Source organism: Tessaracoccus luoxuelianae (assembly GCF_054483915.1).
Window position 1 is genome coordinate 1598371 of sequence record NZ_CM137013.1, and the last position, 20842, is coordinate 1619212.

The 20842-nt window shown below is 68.2% G+C and carries 22 protein-coding genes; 13 read left to right on the forward strand and 9 right to left on the reverse strand.

The features are described from left to right. Positions 1-112: 112 nt before the first annotated feature. Positions 113-439, forward strand: coding sequence for a hypothetical protein (locus ACX1D1_RS07085; protein WP_182800088.1), 327 nt, complete (start codon positions 113-115; stop codon positions 437-439). A 1007-nt stretch (positions 440-1446) separates the two neighbouring features. Here ACX1D1_RS07085 and ACX1D1_RS07090 read toward each other — a convergent pair. Then, complete coding sequence (locus ACX1D1_RS07090) at positions 1447-2949, reverse strand: leucyl aminopeptidase (RefSeq protein WP_459056442.1); 1503 nt, start codon at positions 2947-2949, stop codon at positions 1447-1449. A 62-nt stretch (positions 2950-3011) separates the two neighbouring features. Here ACX1D1_RS07090 and ACX1D1_RS07095 point away from each other — a divergent pair, with 62 nt between their 5' ends. Next, the gene (locus tag ACX1D1_RS07095) at positions 3012-3320 is read left to right on the forward strand and encodes a hypothetical protein (RefSeq protein WP_182782520.1); all 309 of its coding nucleotides are present in this window, start codon (positions 3012-3014) and stop codon (positions 3318-3320) included. Here ACX1D1_RS07095 and ACX1D1_RS07100 read toward each other — a convergent pair. Then, positions 3289-3495, reverse strand: coding sequence for a hypothetical protein (locus ACX1D1_RS07100; protein ID WP_459056443.1), 207 nt, complete (start codon positions 3493-3495; stop codon positions 3289-3291). The two genes, ACX1D1_RS07095 and ACX1D1_RS07100, sit on opposite strands and share 32 nt — an antisense overlap. Next, complete coding sequence (locus tag ACX1D1_RS07105) at positions 3495-4148, reverse strand: DUF3043 domain-containing protein (protein ID WP_182782522.1); 654 nt, start codon at positions 4146-4148, stop codon at positions 3495-3497. Before ACX1D1_RS07105 ends, ACX1D1_RS07100 begins: the two co-directional genes overlap by 1 nt. Before the next feature lie 149 nt (positions 4149-4297). Between ACX1D1_RS07105 and ACX1D1_RS07110 the strand changes: the two genes are divergently transcribed. The 7 genes from ACX1D1_RS07110 to ctaF all read left to right on the forward strand — a co-directional run bounded on the left by ACX1D1_RS07110 (position 4298) and on the right by ctaF (position 9984). Then, positions 4298-5122 carry a PspA/IM30 family protein gene (locus tag ACX1D1_RS07110; protein ID WP_459056444.1) on the forward strand — a complete coding sequence of 275 codons (825 nt, stop codon included), beginning with the start codon at positions 4298-4300 and terminating at the stop codon, positions 5120-5122. Next, on the forward strand, positions 5119-5454 hold the full coding sequence (gene pspAA, locus ACX1D1_RS07115) for a PspA-associated protein PspAA (RefSeq protein WP_182782524.1): 336 nt from the start codon (positions 5119-5121) through the stop codon (positions 5452-5454). The genes ACX1D1_RS07110 and pspAA overlap by 4 nt, the downstream gene beginning before the upstream one ends. Continuing rightward, on the forward strand, positions 5451-6344 hold the full coding sequence (locus ACX1D1_RS07120; RefSeq protein WP_459056446.1) for a glycerate kinase: 894 nt from the start codon (positions 5451-5453) through the stop codon (positions 6342-6344). The genes pspAA and ACX1D1_RS07120 overlap by 4 nt, the downstream gene beginning before the upstream one ends. 163 nt (positions 6345-6507) lie before the next feature. Beyond that, complete coding sequence (locus tag ACX1D1_RS07125; RefSeq protein WP_459056447.1) at positions 6508-6852, forward strand: HesB/IscA family protein; 345 nt, start codon at positions 6508-6510, stop codon at positions 6850-6852. Between the two features lie 182 nt (positions 6853-7034). Further along, positions 7035-7859, forward strand: coding sequence for an aa3-type cytochrome oxidase subunit II (ctaC, locus tag ACX1D1_RS07130; RefSeq protein ID WP_459056448.1), 825 nt, complete (start codon positions 7035-7037; stop codon positions 7857-7859). Then, complete coding sequence (gene ctaD, locus ACX1D1_RS07135) at positions 7856-9589, forward strand: aa3-type cytochrome oxidase subunit I (RefSeq protein ID WP_459056449.1); 1734 nt, start codon at positions 7856-7858, stop codon at positions 9587-9589. Before ctaC ends, ctaD begins: the two co-directional genes overlap by 4 nt. Next, the gene (gene ctaF, locus ACX1D1_RS07140; RefSeq protein ID WP_459056450.1) at positions 9586-9984 is read left to right on the forward strand and encodes a cytochrome c oxidase subunit 4; all 399 of its coding nucleotides are present in this window, start codon (positions 9586-9588) and stop codon (positions 9982-9984) included. The genes ctaD and ctaF overlap by 4 nt, the downstream gene beginning before the upstream one ends. A 508-nt stretch (positions 9985-10492) precedes the next feature. Here ctaF and ACX1D1_RS07145 read toward each other — a convergent pair. Continuing rightward, positions 10493-10972 (reverse strand): hypothetical protein, encoded by a 480-nt coding sequence (locus ACX1D1_RS07145; protein ID WP_459056451.1) that lies wholly within the window; start codon positions 10970-10972, stop codon positions 10493-10495. Positions 10973-11149: 177 nt separating this feature from the next. Continuing rightward, positions 11150-12610, reverse strand: coding sequence for a GuaB1 family IMP dehydrogenase-related protein (locus tag ACX1D1_RS07150; protein ID WP_459056452.1), 1461 nt, complete (start codon positions 12608-12610; stop codon positions 11150-11152). A 135-nt stretch (positions 12611-12745) separates the two neighbouring features. Between ACX1D1_RS07150 and ACX1D1_RS07155 the strand changes: the two genes are divergently transcribed. Continuing rightward, positions 12746-13729, forward strand: coding sequence for a pirin family protein (locus tag ACX1D1_RS07155; RefSeq protein WP_459056454.1), 984 nt, complete (start codon positions 12746-12748; stop codon positions 13727-13729). 203 nt (positions 13730-13932) lie between these two features. Here ACX1D1_RS07155 and qcrB read toward each other — a convergent pair whose 3' ends face one another. From qcrB to ctaE, 4 genes are read right to left on the reverse strand one after another with little or no spacing between them, the layout of a single operon-like run. Continuing rightward, positions 13933-15711 carry a cytochrome bc1 complex cytochrome b subunit gene (gene qcrB / locus ACX1D1_RS07160; protein ID WP_459056455.1) on the reverse strand — a complete coding sequence of 593 codons (1779 nt, stop codon included), beginning with the start codon at positions 15709-15711 and terminating at the stop codon, positions 13933-13935. Next, positions 15711-16775 carry a cytochrome bc1 complex Rieske iron-sulfur subunit gene (gene qcrA / locus ACX1D1_RS07165; RefSeq protein ID WP_459056456.1) on the reverse strand — a complete coding sequence of 355 codons (1065 nt, stop codon included), beginning with the start codon at positions 16773-16775 and terminating at the stop codon, positions 15711-15713. Before qcrA ends, qcrB begins: the two co-directional genes overlap by 1 nt. Further along, positions 16772-17572 (reverse strand): cytochrome bc1 complex diheme cytochrome c subunit, encoded by an 801-nt coding sequence (gene qcrC, locus ACX1D1_RS07170; RefSeq protein WP_459056458.1) that lies wholly within the window; start codon positions 17570-17572, stop codon positions 16772-16774. The genes qcrA and qcrC overlap by 4 nt, the downstream gene beginning before the upstream one ends. Positions 17573-17594: 22 nt before the next feature. Continuing rightward, on the reverse strand, positions 17595-18299 hold the full coding sequence (gene ctaE, locus ACX1D1_RS07175) for an aa3-type cytochrome oxidase subunit III (RefSeq protein WP_459056460.1): 705 nt from the start codon (positions 18297-18299) through the stop codon (positions 17595-17597). 99 nt (positions 18300-18398) lie between these two features. Here ctaE and ACX1D1_RS07180 point away from each other — a divergent pair, with 99 nt between their 5' ends. From ACX1D1_RS07180 to trpD, 3 genes are read left to right on the forward strand one after another with little or no spacing between them, the layout of a single operon-like run. Continuing rightward, entirely contained in the window at positions 18399-19400 is a 1002-nt protein-coding gene (locus ACX1D1_RS07180; protein ID WP_459056461.1) for a cytochrome c oxidase assembly protein, read from the forward strand. Next, complete coding sequence (locus ACX1D1_RS07185) at positions 19397-19804, forward strand: response regulator (protein WP_182782534.1); 408 nt, start codon at positions 19397-19399, stop codon at positions 19802-19804. Before ACX1D1_RS07180 ends, ACX1D1_RS07185 begins: the two co-directional genes overlap by 4 nt. After that, positions 19804-20841 (forward strand): anthranilate phosphoribosyltransferase, encoded by a 1038-nt coding sequence (trpD, locus tag ACX1D1_RS07190; RefSeq protein WP_459056462.1) that lies wholly within the window; start codon positions 19804-19806, stop codon positions 20839-20841. Before ACX1D1_RS07185 ends, trpD begins: the two co-directional genes overlap by 1 nt. The last annotated feature ends 1 nt before the right edge of the window (position 20842 follow it).

Genomic DNA, 20842 nt, shown 5'->3' on the forward strand with positions numbered 1-20842 from the left:
TCAGCGCTGGTGGTGGACTTCGACGGCGCTCGCGGTGGCCGTCCGGGCGTCGGAGAGGCGCCGCGGCGGACCGCGGGGACCGGCGGTTTCGTCGACTCGGCATAATTGGCCCGTGGGTTGGTTTCGACGGCGACGGCGCGAGGCACAGGTGGCACGGGAGGATCGCCAGGTGCCGGATGCTCTGCGCGATCACCTGACCCACTTCGTCGCCACCCGCCGAGGCGTGGAGGCATGGGTGGAGCAGCCCACGTCGTTCAACAAGCCGTCGCTGCTGCTCGTGGCGGCCGACGGCGAGTCCACCCGTCGCGGCTTGCCGAGCGCGGCCTACGGCTACGAGTTCGCGGCCCGCTGCAACATCCCGTGCTACGACGCCGGCGTGGTCCCGTACCCGAAGCGGATGCGCGAGTACGGCCTCCGCGCGAAGCGCGCCCGCCAGTAACCTCGTCCCGAGCCGTTGGTCTCCCTCCGCGGGCTGAGGTGCCGCGGAGCGGCCTCGAAGCCTAAGGAAAGTGAGCTGGCAAGGGACTTGGCCCATCTTGCCTACAGGACCTGTGGTCGGGTTGGCGACGTGTGGTGGGGGTCGGGCCGCCCATGATGCCGGCGGTGGTCTGAGTTGCTGTGGTCGGGTTGGCGGCGTGTGGTGGGGGCCGGGCCGCCCATGATGCCGGCGGCGGCGCTTCGCGCTGCCGCGACCGTCATCAACGCCCACCCAACCTGCCCCGGCCCCCACCACCCGCCGCCCCGCGGCCGCCTGTCCTGAGTTCGGCCGCCGGCGCTGTAGAGCGGGCGGCCAGACTTACCGCAGGCGCCCAGCCCCCACCACCCGCCGCCCCGCTGTCCTGTCTCGTCGCCTGGCTTATGTCTCGTCGCCTGGCTTGCGTCTCGACGCCTGCTCTAGATCGCAGGCGCTCCGCGGCCGCCTGTCCTGAGTTCGGCCGCCGGCGCTGTAGCGCGGGCGGCCAGACTTACCGCAGGCGCCACAGGGCCGGCCGCCCTCAGACGAGCCGCCGCGAGATGTGCGCGAGGTGTGCGCGGGGGTGGCAGGGCGGATCGTGAGATGTGCGCGAGGGTGGGGGACGGCAGGGCGGCTGCGCGTCGGGCTGCCCAGCCCGAGGATCACTCAACTGGCGTCCCGCTTGGGCACACCTATGCCAGGGCCGCCCTGCGGGCACACGCCCTGACCCGACCATGCCACCGGGAAACAAAGTGCAGGGAGGTGGGAGTCGAGGCCCGGGCGGCCTCGATCACCCGGGTAATGACCAGACCGCAGCAGCAGCCAGACCGTGGATAACGGCCGCCCGGGCCTCGACTCCCACCTCCCTGCACCGTCGACGGTGTAAGGAATGGATAACGGCCGCCCGGGCCTTGAGTCACGCCTCTCGGCACCGACAACGGGGACCGGGCAAAGGGGACCGGGCAACGGGAACCGGGGCACCCCTCAACAGGTCAGGCCGACAGCAACCCCGCCAGCGACACCAACGTCCGCACACCCGCACCCGTCCCGCCCTTCGGCACGTAGCCGTACGCCGCGTCCGGGTTCTCGGCCGGGCCTGCGATGTCCAGGTGGGCCCACGCCACGCCGTCGGGCACGAAGCGCTCGAGGAACGCCGCCGCGACCAGCGCGCCGCCCCAGCGGTGCCCGGCGCCCGACTTCATGTCCGCGACCGTGGACTTCAGCTGCTCCCGCGTGTGCTCCGTGATGGGCAGCTCCCAGAAATCCTCGCCGGCGGCCTCCGCCGCGTCCAGCAGCAGGTCCGAGGTGGCCTCCCCATTGGTGAGCAGCCCACCGGTGCGCATCCCGAGCGCGACCATGCAGGCGCCCGTGAGGGTGGCGACGTCGACGATGAGGTCGGGCTTGTCCAGGCCGGCGCGTGCGATGGCATCGGCCATCACGAGGCGGCCCTCGGCGTCGGTGTTGAAATTCTCCACCGTCTGGCCGTCGAACATGGTGAGCACGTCGCTCGAGCGGTACGCGCTGCCGGAGGGCATGTTCTCCGCCAGCGCGGCGTAGGCAGTCACCTTGATCTTGAGGCCCAGGGCGGCGATGGCGCGAGTCGCCGCGACAACCGCGCCCGCCCCGGACATGTCGAACTTCATGCCGGCCATCTGCCCGGCGGGCTTGATGTCCAGGCCGCCCGAGTCGAACGTGATGCCCTTGCCCACCAGTGCCAGGTGGGTCTCGGCGCCGCGCGGCGCGTAGCTCAACCGCACCAGCCTGGGCCCGCGCGCGGAGCCGCCGCCGACCGCCATGATGCCGCCGTAGCCGCCCCGCTCCAGGGCCTTGTCGTCGAGGATGTCGACGGTGATCCGCTCGTCGCGCACGTGGACCCGCGCGGCCTCGGCGAACGTCTCGGGGTAGAGCAGGTTGGGGGGAGTGTTGCCCCAGTCGCGTGCCTGGCAGACGGCGTCGGCGGTGGTCTTGGCGCGCGTGACGGCGTCCTTCTGTTCGGCGCCGAGCAGCGACGACACCAGCGACACCGAGCCCACCGCCGCGACCTTTGACGTGGCCGTGATCGGCTGGAACGCGTAGGCCCCCAGCAGCGCGCCTTCGCCGGCGGCGCGCAGCAGCTCGGGGTCGGTCAGCTCCAGCGACACCGCCACGTCCAGCCCCTGAGCCTCGGGGAGCTCGGCGATCTTCCGCAGGGCGGTGCCCACCGCCAGCCGCACCCCGGCGGGGGTGACGTCCGCGTCGCCGAGGCCGACCACCGCGAGGCGGGAGCCGTCGACGACGGGGAGGAAGGTGACCTCTTCACGCTTGGCGGAGGCGCCGAGCGCCGCGGCCAGATCGGCCACGCCGCGACCGTAGGTCTTCGAGCAGGTCTTGTCGAGGTCTCCGACGAGGCCGACGAGGGCCTGGCCGGCCTGGTTGATGGTCACCAGGCCGAGCACGACGACGTCGACGCCCTTCGGGAGGGACTTGGTCAGGGTCAGGTTTGGGTTCCGGCTCACCCGCGCAAGCCTACCGACATGGGAGTTGGGGCGGTCCGCATCCCGCGGGTACCTTTGCGCCCATGATCAAGCGGGTGGGCCTGTGGGCGTTCGTCGTGGCGGGCCTGGCCGTGGCCGCGTGGGGTGTGGTGTCGTGGGCGGCGCCGTCGACGTCCTGCCGCGGCATCGAGATGGGGCCCGGCGACGTCTGCGAGTACTCCAGCCTCACCAACGAGCGGGGCGGCAAGGTGCAGCGCTACGAGGACCGGATTGCGGTGGCCAGGCAGCAGGCCCCGTTCGCGGTCGCGGCGGGCCTGGGCATGGTGGCCTTCGGGGTGGTGGTGGCGCGTCAGCAGCGGGTCACGGATGCAGCGACATCGGACCGTAGATGAGGCGGTCCTCCTCGTAGAGGCTGACCTCCGCGACACCCTGCTCCAGCAGCTCGCCGTAGAAGACGCCGAGCCATTCCTCGGCTGCGGCCTGATCCTCGAAGCGGTGCAGCAGCCCGACAGCCTCCAAATCCGCGAGGGAGAAGGCGCCGGTCTCCGGCTTCCAGTGGTAGCTCATCAGATGGGGTCGCCACGGTTGATGCGGGGCGACGGCTGGCGGAAGCGCCGGATCATCAGCGAGCGGTTGAACATGTAGACCAGCAGGCCCCTGGTGGGGGCGTCGGGGTGGCGCTCGGCGAGCAGCTTCTTGAAGCCGCGCCACATGATTCCGACGTTGATGATGACGAGGCCGAGCAGCACCCACAGGCTCATCGAGATCCAGCTGGACAGCACGACGTTGTTCATGGTGACCATCACGGCGGCCATCACGAGGATCATGGCGGGCAGCATGAACTCCGCGACAGTCCAGCGGGTGTCGACGTAGTCGCGCACCAGTTGGCGCTCGGGGGACTTCTCCACACGCTCCCACGCCTCGTTGCGGGCGCGGGCCTTCGAGTTGGCGTCGGCCTTGCGCTGCTGCTTCGGGGTGAGAGTGGGGTGCAGGCGCTCCATCCGGGCAGCCTCGGCGGCGCGACGCGTGGGCGTGGCGCCTTCCTTCTTACGCACCGCCTGCTTCGGCGCGGCTGCCGGAGTGCCCTGCTCGACGGCGGGCGCGGGGGCGGCGCCGGAGGAATTCTTCGCGGCCGCCTTCTCCCCCTTGGGGGTCAGCGTCGAGATGTGATCTGCTGAGCTGGTCTTCTGCGAGCGCTCGTAGGGGCGGAACAGTGCCACGGTGCTGGTGTCCTTGCGCGAGGGGCGGGTACGGCTGCCCATTCTACCCGAGGCGCCTCAGGGTTGATTCAGGGGAGCGATCCACTCCAGGCGGACCGGCGCCGCGCTACCGTGGAGGCGCACATTGCACTTCCGTGGAAGGACACCCCGTGGCCAGCATTTTTGAGCGCATCGCTCTGGTCTTCAAGTCCAAGGCCAACAAGACCCTGGACAAGTACGAAGATCCCCGTGAAACCCTCGATTACTCGTACCAGAAGCAGTTGGAGCTGCTGCAGAACGTGCGCCGCGGCGTCGCGGATGTGGCCACCAGCCGCAAGCGCGTGGAGTTGCAGGCCACGAAGATGAGCCAGGAGGTGGCGCGGCTGCAGGCGGCGGCGGCGCGCGCCCTGGAGGCCAACCGTGAGGACCTTGCCCGCGAGGCGCTGACCCGCAAGGCCGGCCTGCAGACGCAGCTCGATGACCTGCAGACCCAGCACGCCCAGCTTCAGGGCGAGGAGGAGAAGCTGGTGCGCGCCAGCTCCCGCCTGCAGGCGAAGGTGGACGCGTTCCGCACCCGCAAGGAGACCATCAAGGCCACCTACTCGGCCGCGGAGGCGCAGACCCGCATCAACGAGGCGTTCACCGGCATCTCCGAGGAGATGAGCGACGTCGGCCTCGCGATTCAGCGGGCCGAGGACAAGACCCTGCAGCTGCAGGCGCGGGCCTCCGCCGTCGACGAGCTGCTCGCCTCCGGCGCGCTCGAGGACCCCAGCGGCATGTACAAGGACGACATCACCCGCGAGCTGGACGCGCTGGCCTCTGATTCCGTCGTCGAGGACGAGCTCGCCGCCTTGAAGGCTCAGCTCACCGGCGGGCCGGCGCCCCGCGCTGAGATCTCGGCGCCGGGCAACGGTACGACGGCCTCGCCCGCGACCCCTGTGGAGGCGCAGCAGCCCGCCGCGCAGCCTGCGCCCGGCCAGGAGTCGCAGGCATGATCGTGCGGATCATGGGCCAGGGCCAGTGGGTCCTGGAGCCTGAGCATCTGATGGAGCTCAACGAGCTGGACCGCGCGCTGGAGGATCGGGTGGCGGCGGGCGACGAGCCTGGCATGCTCGAGGCCTTGAAGGGCCTCGTCGAGGGTGTGCGCGCCCGGGGCATCGAGGTCCCCGAGGACGTCCTGGCGGAGTCGGATCTGGTGCTGCCGGACGTGGACGTCACCCTCGAGGAGATGCGCGAGCTGCTGGAGGAGATCAGCGAGTACTACGGGCTGATTCCGGACGCCGACGACGAGCTGAGCGAGTCGGATCCGGAGTCGACGGAGCTTTGAGAGTCGTTGTTGCCTCGGACGCCCTGGCCGGGCTCAGCGCGGCCGGGGCGTCCGAACTCATCGCCGGGGCGTTCGTGGAGCGTGGCGCTCAGGTGGTCGTCGTCCCACTGGGCGTGGAGGGCGAGGCGCTGGCCGCGGCGGTCGCGGTGGCGGCGCCCGCAGCCACCCTGGTGTCCCCCGTGGACGCCGTCGAGCTGGGTCGGTTCCTTGCCGAGGCCGACGGCGACCTGGTGGTGGATCTCACCGGCTGCCGGGTCGACGACCTGGCCCGGGAGGCGCTGGACGCGTTCGATGCGCAGCCTGTCGCGGCGTTGAAGGTCGCGGGGGAGGCGTGGGCGGGTCGTCGGCTCGTGGCGCTCGTCCCCGAGGGCCAGCCCGAGCGGCCGCTGACCGGTCTGACGGGGATGGCGGCGACGGAGGGGCGTGAGCGCGGCGCTGACCTCGAGGCGGTGCTCGCGGCGGATTCCGTGGCCGGGCGCTGGGCCGCTCACCTGGGGCTGGTCCCCGGGCCGGGGGCCGGGGCCGCCGGGGGAGCGGGGCTGTTGATCCAGGCCATGGGCGGGGTGGTGACGGACCCGCTCACGTTCCTCGAAGAGAGCTACGGGCTGGTGGGCACCCTGGGTCAGGCCGATGTGGTGGTGACGGGGGCCGAGTCCCTGGACTTCCACGCCGTCGGCGGGCCCGTGGTGAAGCGGGTGGTGTCGCTGGCGGGGGAGGCGTTGCGGCCGGTGATCGCGGTGGTGGGCCGCAACTTCGTCTCCGCCAGAGAGCTGCGCCTGGCGGGGCTGGAGTCCGCCTACCCCCTGCTTCCGGGCGCGGGCGACGAACCGTCGACCCCGGAGCAGTTGGCCGAGGTGGCCGCGAAGGTGGCCGCCACCTGGTCGTGGTGAGGGCTTTCTACGCCCTCCGCGGTTCGCTCCCGCTGGCTGAGGTGCCGCGCAGCGGCCTCGAAGCCTCAGAAACCTACGCCCTCCGCGATACGGGGATGGGGTTTCTTGCCGACGCGGCGTAGAATCGTCACACCACACGTACTTACAACATTTGGAGTCAAGCGTGACCGATACCCAGATCCAGACCGGCGTCGTCCTCACCGACGTGGCCGTGCAGAAGGTGCGCGCCCTGCTGGACGCCGAGGGCCGCGACGACCTGTCGCTGCGCATCGCGGTGCAGCCCGGAGGCTGCTCCGGCCTGCGCTACCAGCTCTACTTCGACGACCGTCAGCTCGACGGTGACGTCGCGACCAACTACGACGGCGTGGTCGTCGTCACGGACAAGATGAGCTCCCCTTACCTTGGCGGCGCCAGCATCGATTTCGTGGACACCATCGAGAAGCAGGGCTTCACCATCGACAACCCCAACGCGGGAGGGTCATGCGCCTGTGGAGACTCCTTCCACTGAGTTTCGCCTGAAACTTCCTATGCTAGGCCACCCCTGTGGAGACATCTCCGCGGGGGTGGCTTTTTGCGTTAAGGTGGGCCCCAGCAGTGGTGTCCTGTGAATCCAGCATGGTTTTTCGCAGGGCTGTTCGGTCTACGGAAGGGCAACTTGTGAGTGGCAATCCTGCTCCATCGCGTCGGCGGATGGTTCGTGCAGCCTTGCTTGTCGGAGTCCCGTTCTCCCTGATGGGCTTGACGGCGTGCTCCGAGCAGGCGGCGCGGTTCGGCCTCCCGGTCGCGGCCACCGAACAGGCGCCCGTGATGGGCGACGTCTGGGTGGGTGCCTGGATCGCGTCCCTGGTGATCGGCCTGCTGGTCTGGGGCCTGATCGGATGGGCGGTCATCCGCTACCGCCGCCGCGACGGCGATGCCCCAGCCCCGCGGCAGACCACCTACCACCTGCCGCTCGAACTGCTGTACACCCTGGTGCCGTTCCTCATCATCGGCGTGCTGTTCTTCTACACCGTCAAGGCCTCCGACGCCGTGCTGCAGACCTCCGAGGATCCGGATGTCACCATCAACGTGATCGGTCAGAAGTGGTCGTGGACGTTCAACTATCTGGAGGCGGACAACCCGGACATCGGTACTGATGCGTTCACCGTCGGAACGCTTGAGACCATTCCGGATCTGTACCTTCCCGTCGATCAGACTGTGCGGTTCAATCTGCAGTCGGCCGATGTGATCCATTCTTTCTGGGTGCCGTCGTTCTACTTCAAGATGGACGTCATTCCCGGGACCACCAACTCCTTTGAGGTGACGCCCAACCGTCTGGGTATCTACGACGGCAAGTGCGCGGAGTTGTGCGGCGAGTATCACGCGCTGATGCTGTTCAAGCTGCATGTGGTGACTCAGGAGGAGTACGCAGAGCACGTTCGGGAGCTCGCCGCCAACGGCAACGCGGGCGAGAGGGAGTTGCAGGAGGCCCTTCAGGCCGTTCTGCCGACGGAAGCACCGGAGGAGCAGCAGTGAGCAGCGCAACCATCACAGAGCGCACGGCGATCCAGCAGGAGACCCGCACCGAGCCGCACCGGCTCGGCGAGACCGTGATGAAGTACCTGACGACGACGGACCACAAGGTCATCGGCAACATGTACTTCGTCACCGCGTTCGGCTTCTTCATGTTCGGCGGCATCCTGGCGCTGTACATCCGCGCTGAGCTGGCCGCCCCGGGCATGCAGTTCGTCAACTACGAGACGTTCAACCAGTTCTTCACCATGCACGGCACCATCATGTTGCTGATGTTCGCCACGCCGATGTTCGCGGGCTTCGCCAACGCCATCCTGCCGCTTCAGCTCGGCGCCCCGGATGTGGCGTTCCCGCGCATGAACGGGTTCTCTTTCTGGCTGTACCTGTTCGGCTCGCTCATGGCGTGCGCCGGCTTCCTCAGCCCCGACGGCGCCGCCAGCTTCGGCTGGTTCGCCTACGCGCCGCTCTCGAACGCCATCCACTCGCCCGGTATCGGGCACGACCTGTGGCTGATGGGCCTCTACCTGCTGGGCCTGTCGACCATTCTCGGCTCGGTGAACTTCATCACCACGATCATCACCATGCGCGCCCCCGGGCTCACGATGTTCCGGATGCCGATCTTCGCGTGGAACATCCTGGTCACCTCGCTGATGGTCCTCATCGCCTTCCCCGTGCTGGCGGCCGGCCTGCTGGTGCTCGAGGCGGATCGCGTCCTGGGTTCGCACGTGTTCGACCCCGCGTCGGGCGGTCCCATCCTCTGGCAGCACCTGTTCTGGTTCTTCGGTCACCCCGAGGTCTACATCATCGCGCTGCCGTTCTTCGGCATCATCACCGAAGTCCTGAGCGCGTTCAGCCGCAAGCCGGTGTTCGGCTACTACGGCCTGGTGTTCGCGACGCTGTCCATCGGGGCGCTGTCGGTGTCGGTGTGGGCGCACCACATGTTCGTCACCGGCTCGGTCAACCTGCCGTTCTTCTCATTCATGACGTTCATGATCGCGGTGCCCACCGGAGTGAAGTTCTTCAACTGGATCGGCACCATCTGGCGGGGGTCGTTGACGTTGAACACGTCGATGACGTTCGCCATCGGGTTCCTCACCACGTTCCTGTTCGGCGGCCTGACGGGCATCATCCTGGCGGCGCCGGCGCTGGACTTCCAGGTCTCCGACACCTACTTCGTGGTCGCGCACTTCCACTACGTGCTGTTCGGCACGGTGGTGTTCGCGATGTTCGCTGGCTTCTACTACTGGTGGCCGAAGTTCACCGGCAAGATGCTGAACGAGACGTGGGGCCAGGTGCATTTCTGGCTCCTGTTCGTCGGCTTCCACACCACCTTCCTCGTGCAGCACTGGCTGGGCGTTGAGGGCATGCAGCGACGCATCGCCGATTACGGCGCCTGGGAGGGCTTCACGTTCCTCAACCAGCTGTCCACGTTCGGCGCGTTCCTGCTCGGTGTGTCCATGCTGCCGTTCCTGTGGAACGTGTGGATCACCCGGAAGTCGCCCATGGTGGGCGTCAACGACCCGTGGGGATGGGGCCGCTCGCTGGAGTGGGCCACGTCCTGCCCGCCGCCGCGGCACAACTTCGATTCGCTGCCGCGCATCCGCTCCCTCAGCCCCGCGCTGGACATGCACCGGCCTGAGCTGGTCGAGGCTGCGAACCTGCACGCGGAAGACCCCGGTGAATTGCTGGACCGCGTCAACCCCATCGTCGAGCCGGAAGGTAAGAAGCTGTGAGGCCCGAGAAGTACGTCTTCTGGTTCATCTTCGTGTTCTTCGCGGTGGTGACACCCATCTACTGGTTCATGGCGCAGGAGATCGCCGGCACGTTCGTGTTGGGCTTCAGCGGCCTGCTGGGCCTGATGATCGCGGGCTACCTGACCCTGACGGCGCGGAGTTTCGACCCGCGGCCTGAGGATCGCGAGGATGCTGAGGTGATCGAGGGGGCCGGCACCATCGGCTTCTTCGCGCCGAAGAGCATCTGGCCCTTCTTCGCGGCCCTGACCGTCATGGTCATCTTCCTCGGTCCTGCGCTGTCGCAGCCGTGGATCAGCCTTGTGGGCTTCGGCATCGGCATCTGGTCGGCCAGCGGTTGGGTCCTCGAGTTCTACCGGGGCGACTACAAACATTGAGATGAAAAACCGTGGGGGCGAATCTCGGCTGGGACTAGCCCCCACGCATTTGGTGTGGGTGGGACAAACCGGCCCTTTGGGGTGCGGTGACGGCGATAATCATCTCTCTGGGACGGGCTCTCTCACCCTGGATCAGCTTCCTGGGCTTGGGCGTCTCGTCAGCCAGCGGTTGGATCCTGGAGTCCTACCGAGCGACTATAAGCACTGATTCGTACTGTCCGTCTGGTCAGGATCGCGTGAGATTGATGTGCGCAATTGGCACTCCTCCAGTCGATCAACAGGCACGTACCTGGCTCTGATGCCGCTTCCTATCTTCCCAGCACATCAGGCCATGGCGCAGTGGAGCGAGCGCGCCCCACCCTGAACAAGCGTCAGACGCGAGTCCCCAAGTGGGAGTAGCTCGGGGGTCTCGACGTGCCCGGTGAGTCGACAGTTGTCGCATTAGAGAGCAGGGCTGACCCATGGGGGTCAGCCCTGCTCTCTAATGCGGTTGGCTGAATTGAGGGTCTCAGCAGAAACCCGAGTCTTCGCAGCCGTTGTTGCTGTTGAACTGCGGCGTCTTCACGGGCTCGTCGAATTCAATAGTCGTGGTTCCACAGACGATCGTGGCCTTAACCACCAAGTACGCTGCGCTGTCGCCCGTCTCTTCACCGCAGATCACAATCGGGGTGGCGCCATCGGCCGGCGAGCCCACTGCGCTTTCCCAGAGAATTTTGGCGTTGGGGCCGCCGGTATTCTCAGAGATCTCATAGATCGTGCCTGAGCATGCCCCAGGATCGCAATTGTCCCCGCTGACCTTGAAGACGAGCTTGTAGGAACCAAACCCGGACTTCTTGCAGGACAAGTCGCCATCGATCACCAGAATCGGCTCACAATGGCTGGTGGCGAATGCGGGTGCGGCGCCGGCGACGGCGACGGCGGGCACCGACCAGGCGATGCCCTTGGTCACGGTGCGGCGATTGATAGGTGCGGCTGAGTCAAAAGCCATGGTGGGTTCCCCCTATTTAATCGGCACCTGAGCGCCGGTCTGATGGTCTAGCACACCTTAACACCTGAGAGGGGCTTGAGAGAATACAGGTCCACGAGGGACAGCACGTGTCGCCGGGAGCACAGCTGGCCGATGGTTAGGGCCCGCTGGGCTGGCGTTGCGCCCCGCGGGGTGCACTCACCAACTCTGATCGAGCGGGCGACCCTCCTCGTACCCCGACCCGGACTGGACCCCGACAACCGCCCGCTCGGCGAACTCGTCGAGGCTCCTAGCACCCGCATACGTGCACGACGACCGCACGCCGGAGGTGATCCAGTCGATCAGGTCCTCCACCCCGGGGCGCCTAGGATCAAGGTACATCCGCGACGACGAGATCCCCTCCTCGAACATCGCGGCACGCGCCCGGTCGAACGCCGACTGCTCGCGCGTGCGCTGCCGCACCGCCCGCGACGACGCCATCCCGAACGACTCCTTGTACACCCGCCCCTGGTTGTCCATCAGCTGATCGCCCGTCGACTCGTGCGTTCCCGCGAACCAGGACCCGATCATCACCGAGCCGGCACCGGCGGCGAGCGCCAGGGCGACGTCGCGGGGGTGGCGGACCCCGCCGTCGGCCCAGACCGACTTCCCGCGCTCCTTCGCCGCCTCGGCGCACTCCAGCACGGCGGAGAACTGCGGCCGCCCGACCCCAGTCTGCATCCGCGTGGTGCACATTGCGCCCGGGCCTACGCCCACCTTGAGGATGTCGGCGCCGGCGTCGATGAGGTCGTCGCAGCCGTCGGTGGTCACCACGTTGCCGGCGACAATGAGGACCCGTCGGCCGGTCTCTGCCTCGAATGCGTCGCGTGCGTCGCGGGCGAGGCTCAGCGCGGAGATCATCTTCTCCTGGTGCCCGTGGGCGGTGTCCATCACGATCACATCTGCGCGACCCTCCAACGCGGCCCGCACCTTGGCCGAGATGTCGCCGTTGATGCCCACCGCGACACCCGCCCGCAGGCGGCCCTCGTGGTCGACGGCTGGGGAGTAGATCGCGGATCGCAGGGCACCCTTGGGGGTCATCAGGCCGACGAGGCGGTCGTCGGCGTCGACGGCCAGCGCCACCTTCTGGTGCTGCTCGCTGAGCGTCGCGAAGACCCCGGCGGGGCTGGTGTCCGCAGCAACGCGCGTGACGTCGCTGGTCATCACGTCCTTGGCCTGCGCGAAGCGGTCCGAGTCCGACGCGTCCTGCGGCGTGACGAGGCCGACGATGCGACGCTCCTTGTCCACCACGACGGCGACGCCGTGGGCCCGCTTGCCGATCAGGCTGAGGGTTTCCCCGACGGTGGTGGTGGGGGAGACGGTGACGGCGGTGTCGAAGACGGGGTGCGCGGCCTTGACCTTGTCGATGGATCGGGCCACGACGTCGCTGGGGATGTCCTGCGGGAAGATCGCAAGGCCGCCGCGGCGGGCCATGGTCTCGGCCATGCGGCGGCCGGAGACGGCCGTCATGTTGGCGGCGACGAGGGGAGTGGGGGTGGCGAGGCCGTCGGTGGAGGTCAGATCCACGTCCAGCCGGGAGCTGATGCTCGATCGGCTCGGGACCATGAAGACGTCGCTGTAGGTCAGGTCGTAGCTGGGGTCACCGTGAAGGAATCGCACGTCGGGTGAGTCTACCTGAGTCCCGCTGGGTGAGCCGGTCGGGCGCGGAGCGCCGCCGACCGCGTCGAAGCCCCCCGGCAGGCGGTGCGGGAAGCACCCGACGGGTAGCGTGGAGGCATCCGCGCAAGGAGTGCCATGAGCAACACCGAGTCCTCGCCCCAGTTCGTCGACTGCGAGCACCACAACCACCCGCCTACGGAAGTCCAGCGGCTCGCGCCCAAGCTCGTGAGCCTCGGCGAGGGCCCCGACGCGATGACCGTGCGACGCACCCTCCCGCAGCTCGAGCGGTCCTTCGTCGGCGCCTGGTGCTTCGCCGACCACTACGGCCCGAACCTCGTCGAGGCCACCGGCGGAATGGACGTGGCACCGCACCCCCACACCTCGCTCCAGACGGTCAGCTGGCTGTTCGACGGCGAGATCGAACACCGCGACTCCGGCGGCGTCCACGACCTCGTCCGCCCTGGCGAGGTCAACCTCATGACATCCGGCTTCGGCATCTCGCACTCCGAGGTGACCACCGCCCAGACCGAGTACCTCCACGGCGTTCAGCTGTGGGTGGTGTTGCCCGAGCACGCCAAGGACATGCAGCGCGGCTTCCAGCATCACCGCCCCGACGTCATCGACATCCCGGGCGGCAGCGCGCGAGTGATGGTGGGGGAGCTGGCGGGCGTCTCGTCGCCGATCACCACGGAGACCGGCCTGCTGGGCGCCGAGGTGATCCTGCGGCCCGGGGCGGAGTGGGAGTTCGAGGTGAAGCCCGGCTACGAACACGGCGTGCTGGTGGACGTCGGCGCCGTCGAGGTGGACGGCGTGCTGATCGACAAGGACGCCATGGGCGTCCGCGACGCCGGCCTCAACCATCTCCGCCTCCGGAACCCCACAGACCGCGACGCCCGCCTCATGCTGCTCGGCGGTGAGCCGTTCGAAGAGGGCATCGTGATGTGGTGGAACTTCATCGGACGCATCCACGAGGAGATCGTCGAGCTGCGTGAGGCGTGGCAGGCGGGCGACGACAGGTTCGGCGGAGTCCGCGGCTACAAGGGCGCCACGCAGCGCCTCGACGCCCCACCGCTTCCGACGACGAGGCTCAAGCCGCGCTTCCGCCGCCGTCGCGCCTAACCTGCCGCCTGCCCTCCCAGGCGGTTGGGGCAGACCCGCGCGGCTGACGTTCCTCCAGATCGGCCCTCGGCCCCCTGGGGTCTCGACATGCGATCTGGAGGAACAACAGCCGCGCGGCCCCGACGTGGCCCAAGGCCGCGACCCCAAACGCGACGGAGGGCGCCGTCCTCAGACGACGCCCTCCGGCCAACTCTTCAACCCACCTAGTGGTGCAGACCCGCCTTGTCCGCCCCTGTCGCGTGGCGCGGATCGTCCAGCTCGCGACCCTCCACCGCGACACCGTCGACGGCGTGGCCATCCGGACCGACCCCATTGAGCGACCCATGGCCCCCTTGAGCCCCGTGGTGCGCCGCCGCCTCCAGTTCCTGGGCGGTCGGCTTGGCGATGTCGTGGCCGAGGTACCACCGCGACAGTCGAGCCCGCAACTTCGACACTCCACCCTTGCGGCGGACACCCGCGGCATCCGTCTCCGCCCCGGCGACGAGCACCTTGTGCTGCAGGTGCTGGGTCAGCACGAACTGCTCCCCGTGCGACACCGGCAGGTGGGACTCCGAGTATCCGCCCGACGGCGACCTCACGATCACGCCGTCCTCCGAGCCGTGCAGGGCCCGTTCGCGGTCAGCCCGCTGCAGGCTGAGGCAGATCCGCTTGGTGACGATGAACGCGATGATGGGGCCGACGAACACCGCGACCCTCGTGAACATCGTGATGGCGTTCAGGTCCAGGGCGAACCGGGTGGCGATGATGTCGTTGCCGCCGGCGATCCAGAACATGCCGTAGGACGTCATCCCCGCGACACCGAGCGCCGTGCGCACCGGCGCATTCCGCGGCCGGTCAAGCAGGTGGTGCTCGCGCTTGTCGCCGGTGATCCACGCCTCGATGAACGGCCACGCGCCGAGCGCGGTGAACAGCACGCCCATCAGGCCGACGCCGGGCAGGAACACGCTCCATGTCCAGGTGGTGCCCCAGAAGCTTGATTCGAGGGCGGGCATGATGCGGATGGCGCCTTCCACCCAGCCCATGTACCAGTCGGGCTGGGAGCCCGCGGTGACCTTTGACGGGTCGTAGGGCCCGTACAGCCACACCGGGTTGATCTGGAACAGGCCGCCCATGAGGACCAGGACGCCGAACACGATGAAGAAGAAGCCGCCCATGTGGGAGATGTAGACGGGGAACATCGGGTAGCCGACGACGTTGTTCTCGGTGCGGCCGGGGCCGGGAAACTGTCCGTGTTTGTGGTAGACCATGAGCGCCATGTGCGCGGAGATCAGGCCGAGCAGGATGCCGGGCACCAGCAGGATGTGCACCATGTAGAGCCGGGGGATGAGGATGTCGCCGGGGAATTCGCCGCCGAAGACGAAGAACTCGGCCCAGGTGCCGATGATCGGGATGGAGCGCACGAGCCCGTTGACGAACCGGAGGCCGGTGCCGGACAGCAGATCGTCAGGCAGGGAGTAACCGGCGAATCCGGCGATCAGCGACAGCGACAGCAGGCCGACGCCGATCAGCCAGTTGACCTCGCGCGGCTTGCGGAACGCGCCGGTGAAGAACACGCGCAGCATGTGCACCGTGGCCGCGGCGACGAACAGCAGCGCCGCCCAGTGGTGGATCTGGCGCACCAGCAGGCCGCCGCGCACGTCGAAGGAGATGTTGAGCGTGGAGGCGAACGCCTCGGAGACGGGCATGCCCTTGAGGAGCTGGTACGACCCGTCGTATTCGATCTCGGCCATCGAGGGCACGAACCAGATGGTGAGGAACACGCCGGTGAGGAGCAGGACGATGAACGAGAACAGCGCGATCTCGCCGAGCATGAAGGACCAGTGGTCGGGGAAGACCTTGCGCAGGAGGGGCTTGGTGAGCTTCGTGAGCCCGACCCGCTCGTCGGCCCACTTGACGAGGCCGGGTGCCTCCGGGTTGGTCACCGGCGCGACCTTCGGCTCAATCGTCGGCGACGACGGGGCGACTGTGGTGGGATCGGCCATTACTGGTCACCATCCTTGAAGTCGTTGCTCGAGTCGCGCTCGAAGAAGCTCGGGCCGACGGGGAGGGTGAAGTCTCCCTGGGCCACCAGGTAGCCGTCCGCGTTGACCTTGATGGCCAGCTGCGGCAGCGAGCGGGCCGCGGGCCCGAACACCACGACGCCGCTGTTGCCGAGGTCGAACGTCGACTGGTGGCATGGGCACAGCAGGTGGTGGGTCTGGCGTTCCCACAGCGAGATGGGGCAGCCCACGTGGGTGCAGATCTTGGAGTAGGCGAGGATGCCGGAGACGTGCCAGTCGCGGCGCGATTCCGGGATCTGGATCGAGTTGGGGTCCATCCGCACGAGGATGAGCGACGACTTGGCCTTGGCCTGGTGCGCCTCCACGCCGTGCAGGTCCCGCAGGGTCGCGGGCTGGGCGTTGACCAGCTGACCCACCTCCAGCATCTCGGGGCGGATCGGCAGCCAGTTCTCGTCGTTGAGGATGAGGACGTCCTCGGCCCAGATGGTCTGCTCGATGGTCTCGGCGCGGACGGCCTTGGTGGGATGCGGCCCCATGTCCGCCAGCAGGACCACGAGGGGAACCACCGACATGCCGACGGCGCCACCGAGGGCGCCGAGGATCAGCTTGCGACGGCGGACGCCGGACTGTTCGACGCCGTCGTCCCAGCCCTGCAGCATGGTGCGCATCTCCTCCGGGGTGGAGGAGGCGGAGTGGCGGGTCTCGACCATTTCGCGGTCGTCCATGATGACGCGCGCCCACTGGATCACCGCGACACCGATCAGCACGGCCGACAGGCCGCCGGTCAGGCCGAAGCCCACGTTCTGCGCGTTCGCCCGGAGGATGCCGAAGTCGATGACCATGTCGCGCGGGACGGCGAAGTAGATCACGATGAAGGCGATGGACAGGAGGGGGACGGCGCCGAGCATGAGGAGGATGGCGGTGTAGGCGCGGTTGCCCGCGCCCTTGTCCGCGTCGGCGTAACGCTCGACGTGTTCCTCGAGGCCGGGGTTGGCGACGCTGTGACCCAGTTCGGGGTCACGCACCGGCAGGTTGTCGTGGCTCATCGGGCCCGGGCCCCCTTCTTAGCGATCCAGGTGGCGACGATGGCGAGGCCGCCGATGCCGATCACGAAGGCCCAGAAGCCTTCGGAGACGGGCCCGGCGTCGCCCATGGTGAGGCCGCCGTAGTTGGGTTGCGAGTTGGCCTCGTCGAGGTAGCCGATGATCTCGCGGACGCTCTGGTCCGGCATGACGTCCTTGGAGAACGTGGGCATCTGCTGGGGTCCGGTGCGCATGGCCTCGTAGATGTGGACCGGTGCGGTCTCCACCAGGGAGGGGGCGTACTTGCCGTTGGGCATCGCGCCGCCGCCGCCGACGATGCCGTGGCAGGCGGAGCAGTTGGCGCGGAAGAGGGCACCGCCGCGAGCGATCTCCTCCTCGGTGAGGCCCTCGGGTGAGTACTGGTCTTCAGTCGGGATGGCGGGGCCGGCGCCGAGGGTGGCGACGTAGGCTGCCACGGCTTCGATCTGCTCCTGCGAGTAGTTGACCTGGCGGGCGGGCAGCTGGGCCTGCTCGCGGGCCGCCGGCATGCGGCCGGTGCCCATCTGGAAGTCCACGGACGCGGCGCCCACACCCACCAGGGACGGGCCCTGGGAGGTGCCTTCGCCGCCGAGGCCGTGGCAGGAGGAGCAGGTGAAGTCGAAGAGGGCCTTGCCCTCCTCGATCTGCTGGGTCATCTCGGTCTCGGCGGAGGACCGCTGGGGGCTGACGACGCTGTAGCCCAGGCCGACGACGAGGAGGGCCAAGATCAGCAGCAAGGGACGCGCCGCCGCATGCCGCCGGATGTTGGTCAGGAACTTCACGGTGTCTCCAGGTCTAGTGCGGTCAGCGGAGGAAGTAGAGGACGCCGAAGAGCAGGATCCAGATCACGTCGACGAAGTGCCAGTAGTAGGACACGACGTGGGCGCCGACGGTCTGCTCGTGGGTGTGGGTGCGCGTCATGTAGGAGCGCGCCAGGATGAACCAGAAGGCGACGATGCCGCCGATGACGTGGAGGCCGTGGAAGCCGGTGGCGAGGAAGAACACGGACCAGTACTGGTTGGTGGAGATGGTGAAGCCCTCGCCGAAGAGGGTGAAGTACTCCCACACCTGGCCGGCGACGAAGATGGAGCCCAGGGTGGCGGTGACGATGAAGCCCTGCCGCATGCCCCACTTGATGGGGTTGAGCCAGGAGCCCGACACCCGGCCGGCCTCGGCTGCGTTGGCGGCGAGCTGGCAGGTCACCGACGACAGCACCAGGATGGCGGTGTTGACGGCGGCGAAGGTGGTGTCCAGGTGCACCGTGTTGGCGTCCCACAGCGACGTCACCCCGGCGGCGGCCGCGGCGTCGTTGGTGATGCTGCGGATCCAGAAGTAGGCGGCGAACAGGGCTGCGAAGAACATCAGCTCGCTCGCGAGCCACACGATGGTGCCGACGGCGACCGTGTCCGGCCTGCCCATCGGCTTGTTCAGTCGTGCGGAGGGGACAGCGTGGAGTGCGCCCGTGGGCAGCTCCGTCGGTGCGATGAGGGTGTCATGATTGGTCGCCACGAGGTCATTATTGCGGTAAAACCCGTTGAGGTCACGCCAGCGGCCGGATTAGGGGTACCCCCCTGGTTTCGCGGCGGAGGGGCATGCGATAATCCGCGCATGTTTGTCCAGGCTTTGGCCGCTTTTCCGATGCACGCCAAGCCCGACGACGACATCATTCCGCTCGAAGGGATGCGGTACTTCACCGCCTGGGATTTTCCGCTCTACGCCGTGCTGGGCCTTCTCGTCGTGGGTGGCCTGTACCTGTGGGGCGTGTGGACGCTGCACCGTCGCGGGGACCGCTGGCCGCTGATGCGGACGGTGTCCTTCGTCGGCCTCGGCCTGGGCAGCATCGGCCTGGCGATCTTCAGCTTCGTGGGCGTCTACGACACCGTGCTGTTCTGGAGTCACATGATCCAGCACATGCTGCTCAACATGATCGCCCCGGTTTTCCTCGTGTTCGGGGCGCCGGTGACGCTGGCCCTCCGCACGCTGCCGAAGCGGCCGCGCGCCTGGCTGTTGGTGTTCCTGCACTCGACGGTGGCGAAGATCCTGCTGTTCCCCCCGCTCACCACGGGGCTTATGGTGGCCAGCCCGTTCCTGCTGTACATGTCGGGCTGGTATGAAATGACCTTGCGCAGCGACCTCTGGCACGATTCCCTGCACTTCTATCTGGTCACCCTGGGCTGCCTCTTCTTCTTCCCGCTGCTCGGCGTGGACCCGGTGCCGATCAAGATGCCCTACCCCATCCGCATCCTGCTGTTCCTGCTCACGATGCCGTTCCACGCTTTCCTGGGCGTGACGATCATGGGCTCGACGCGGCTGATCGCGGAGGAGTGGTACCTGGCCTTTGAGCGGTCGTGGGGTCTGTCGCCGATGGAGGATCAGTCCTGGGCGGGGGGACTGATGTGGGCCACGGGGGACATCACGATGTTCGCGGCCATGATCACGATCTTCATCCAATGGATCAAGGACTCCAACCGGGAGGCCAAACGGGTGGACAGGGCCCTGGACCGGGAGGAGGCCCAGCGCACCAGGCAGCCGGGTCTTGGCTACGATGACCCCCAGAAGGATCCTCGGCCGACGGTTGTCGGCGACAACGCGAAGGAAGACCCAAGATGAGCGAAGCCACCGCGAAGGTGCTGGTGTTCTCCGACGACCGAACGGTGCGCGAACAGGTCCGGCTGACCCTAGGCAGCAGCGTCGCCCGCGATCTGCCGCCGATCGAGATCTTCGAGGTCGCCACCCAGGGCGCGCTGCTGCGCACGCTGGACGCCGGCACGGACTACGCGGTGATGATCTTCGACGGCAACGCCCAGCCCTCGGGCGGGTTCGGTCTGGCGCACCAGGTGAAGGAGGAGTACGCCGACTGTCCTCCTGTGATGCTGCTCGTCTCCCGTGAGGCGGACGCCTGGCTGGCGTCCTGGGCGCGCGCCGAGGCCGTGGCCCCCTTCCCGATCGACCCGGTGACCATGCCCGTCCAGGCGGCCAACCTGATCCGCGCCCGGTTGGCGCAGGTCGGCTGATGTCGGGCTACACCTGGCCCGACATCCTGACCGGCCTGGTGCGCAGCGAGGGCCTTGAGTCCACCGCAGCCACCTGGGCTTTGAACGAGATCCTCGCGGGGCGCGCCTCAGACGTGCAGATCGCGGCGTTGCTGACGGCGCTGCGCGCGAAGGGCGAGTCCGAGGACGAGATCGCGGGGTTGGCGGACGCGATGCTCGCTAACGCGCTGCCGATCGCGCTGGACCCTGACGCGGTGGACATCGTGGGCACGGGCGGCGACCGCGCCAACACCGTCAACATCTCGACGATGGCCGCCATCGTCGCTGCGGGCGCGGGTGCGAAGGTGGTCAAGCACGGGTCGCGGGCGGCGTCGTCGATGGCGGGCACCGCTGACACGCTGGAGGCGCTGGGGGTGCGGATCGACGTCGAGCCCGCGAAACAGGCGGGGATCCTCGACGAGGTGGGCATCGTGTTCCTCTTCGCGCAGCTGTACCACCCGGCGATGAAGAACGTGGCGGGGGTGCGCAAGGCGCTGGGGATCCAGACCACCTTCAACTTCCTCGGCCCGCTGGCCAACCCGGCCCGGCCGCGCGCGATGGCGTTGGGTGTGGCCAACGACGACGTGGCCCCGGTGATCGCGCGGGTGCTCGCCGAACGCGGCACGCGGGGCATGGTGTTCCGAGGGTTCGACGGATTGGACGAGTTGACCACGACGTCGGAGTCTGACGTGTGGATGATCTCTGAGGGCCGCGTGCACCGCACGGTGCTGAACCCGGAGGACCTCGGCCTGGAGCCGGCGGCACCGCACGACCTTCACGGCGGTGACGCGCCGCACAACGCGCAGGTGGCCAGGGACATGCTGGCCGGCAAGCCGGGCCCGGTGCGCGACATCGTTGTGTTGAACGCGGCCGCGGCCTTGTTGGCGTACCGGGGGATCTCGACGGTGCTGCCGCTGGTGGACCAGATGCGCGAGCCTCTCAAGGCGGCCCAGGACGCCGTCGACTCCGGCGCCGCCGCCTCCACCCTCGACCGCTGGGTGGAAGCCACCAACCGCTGAC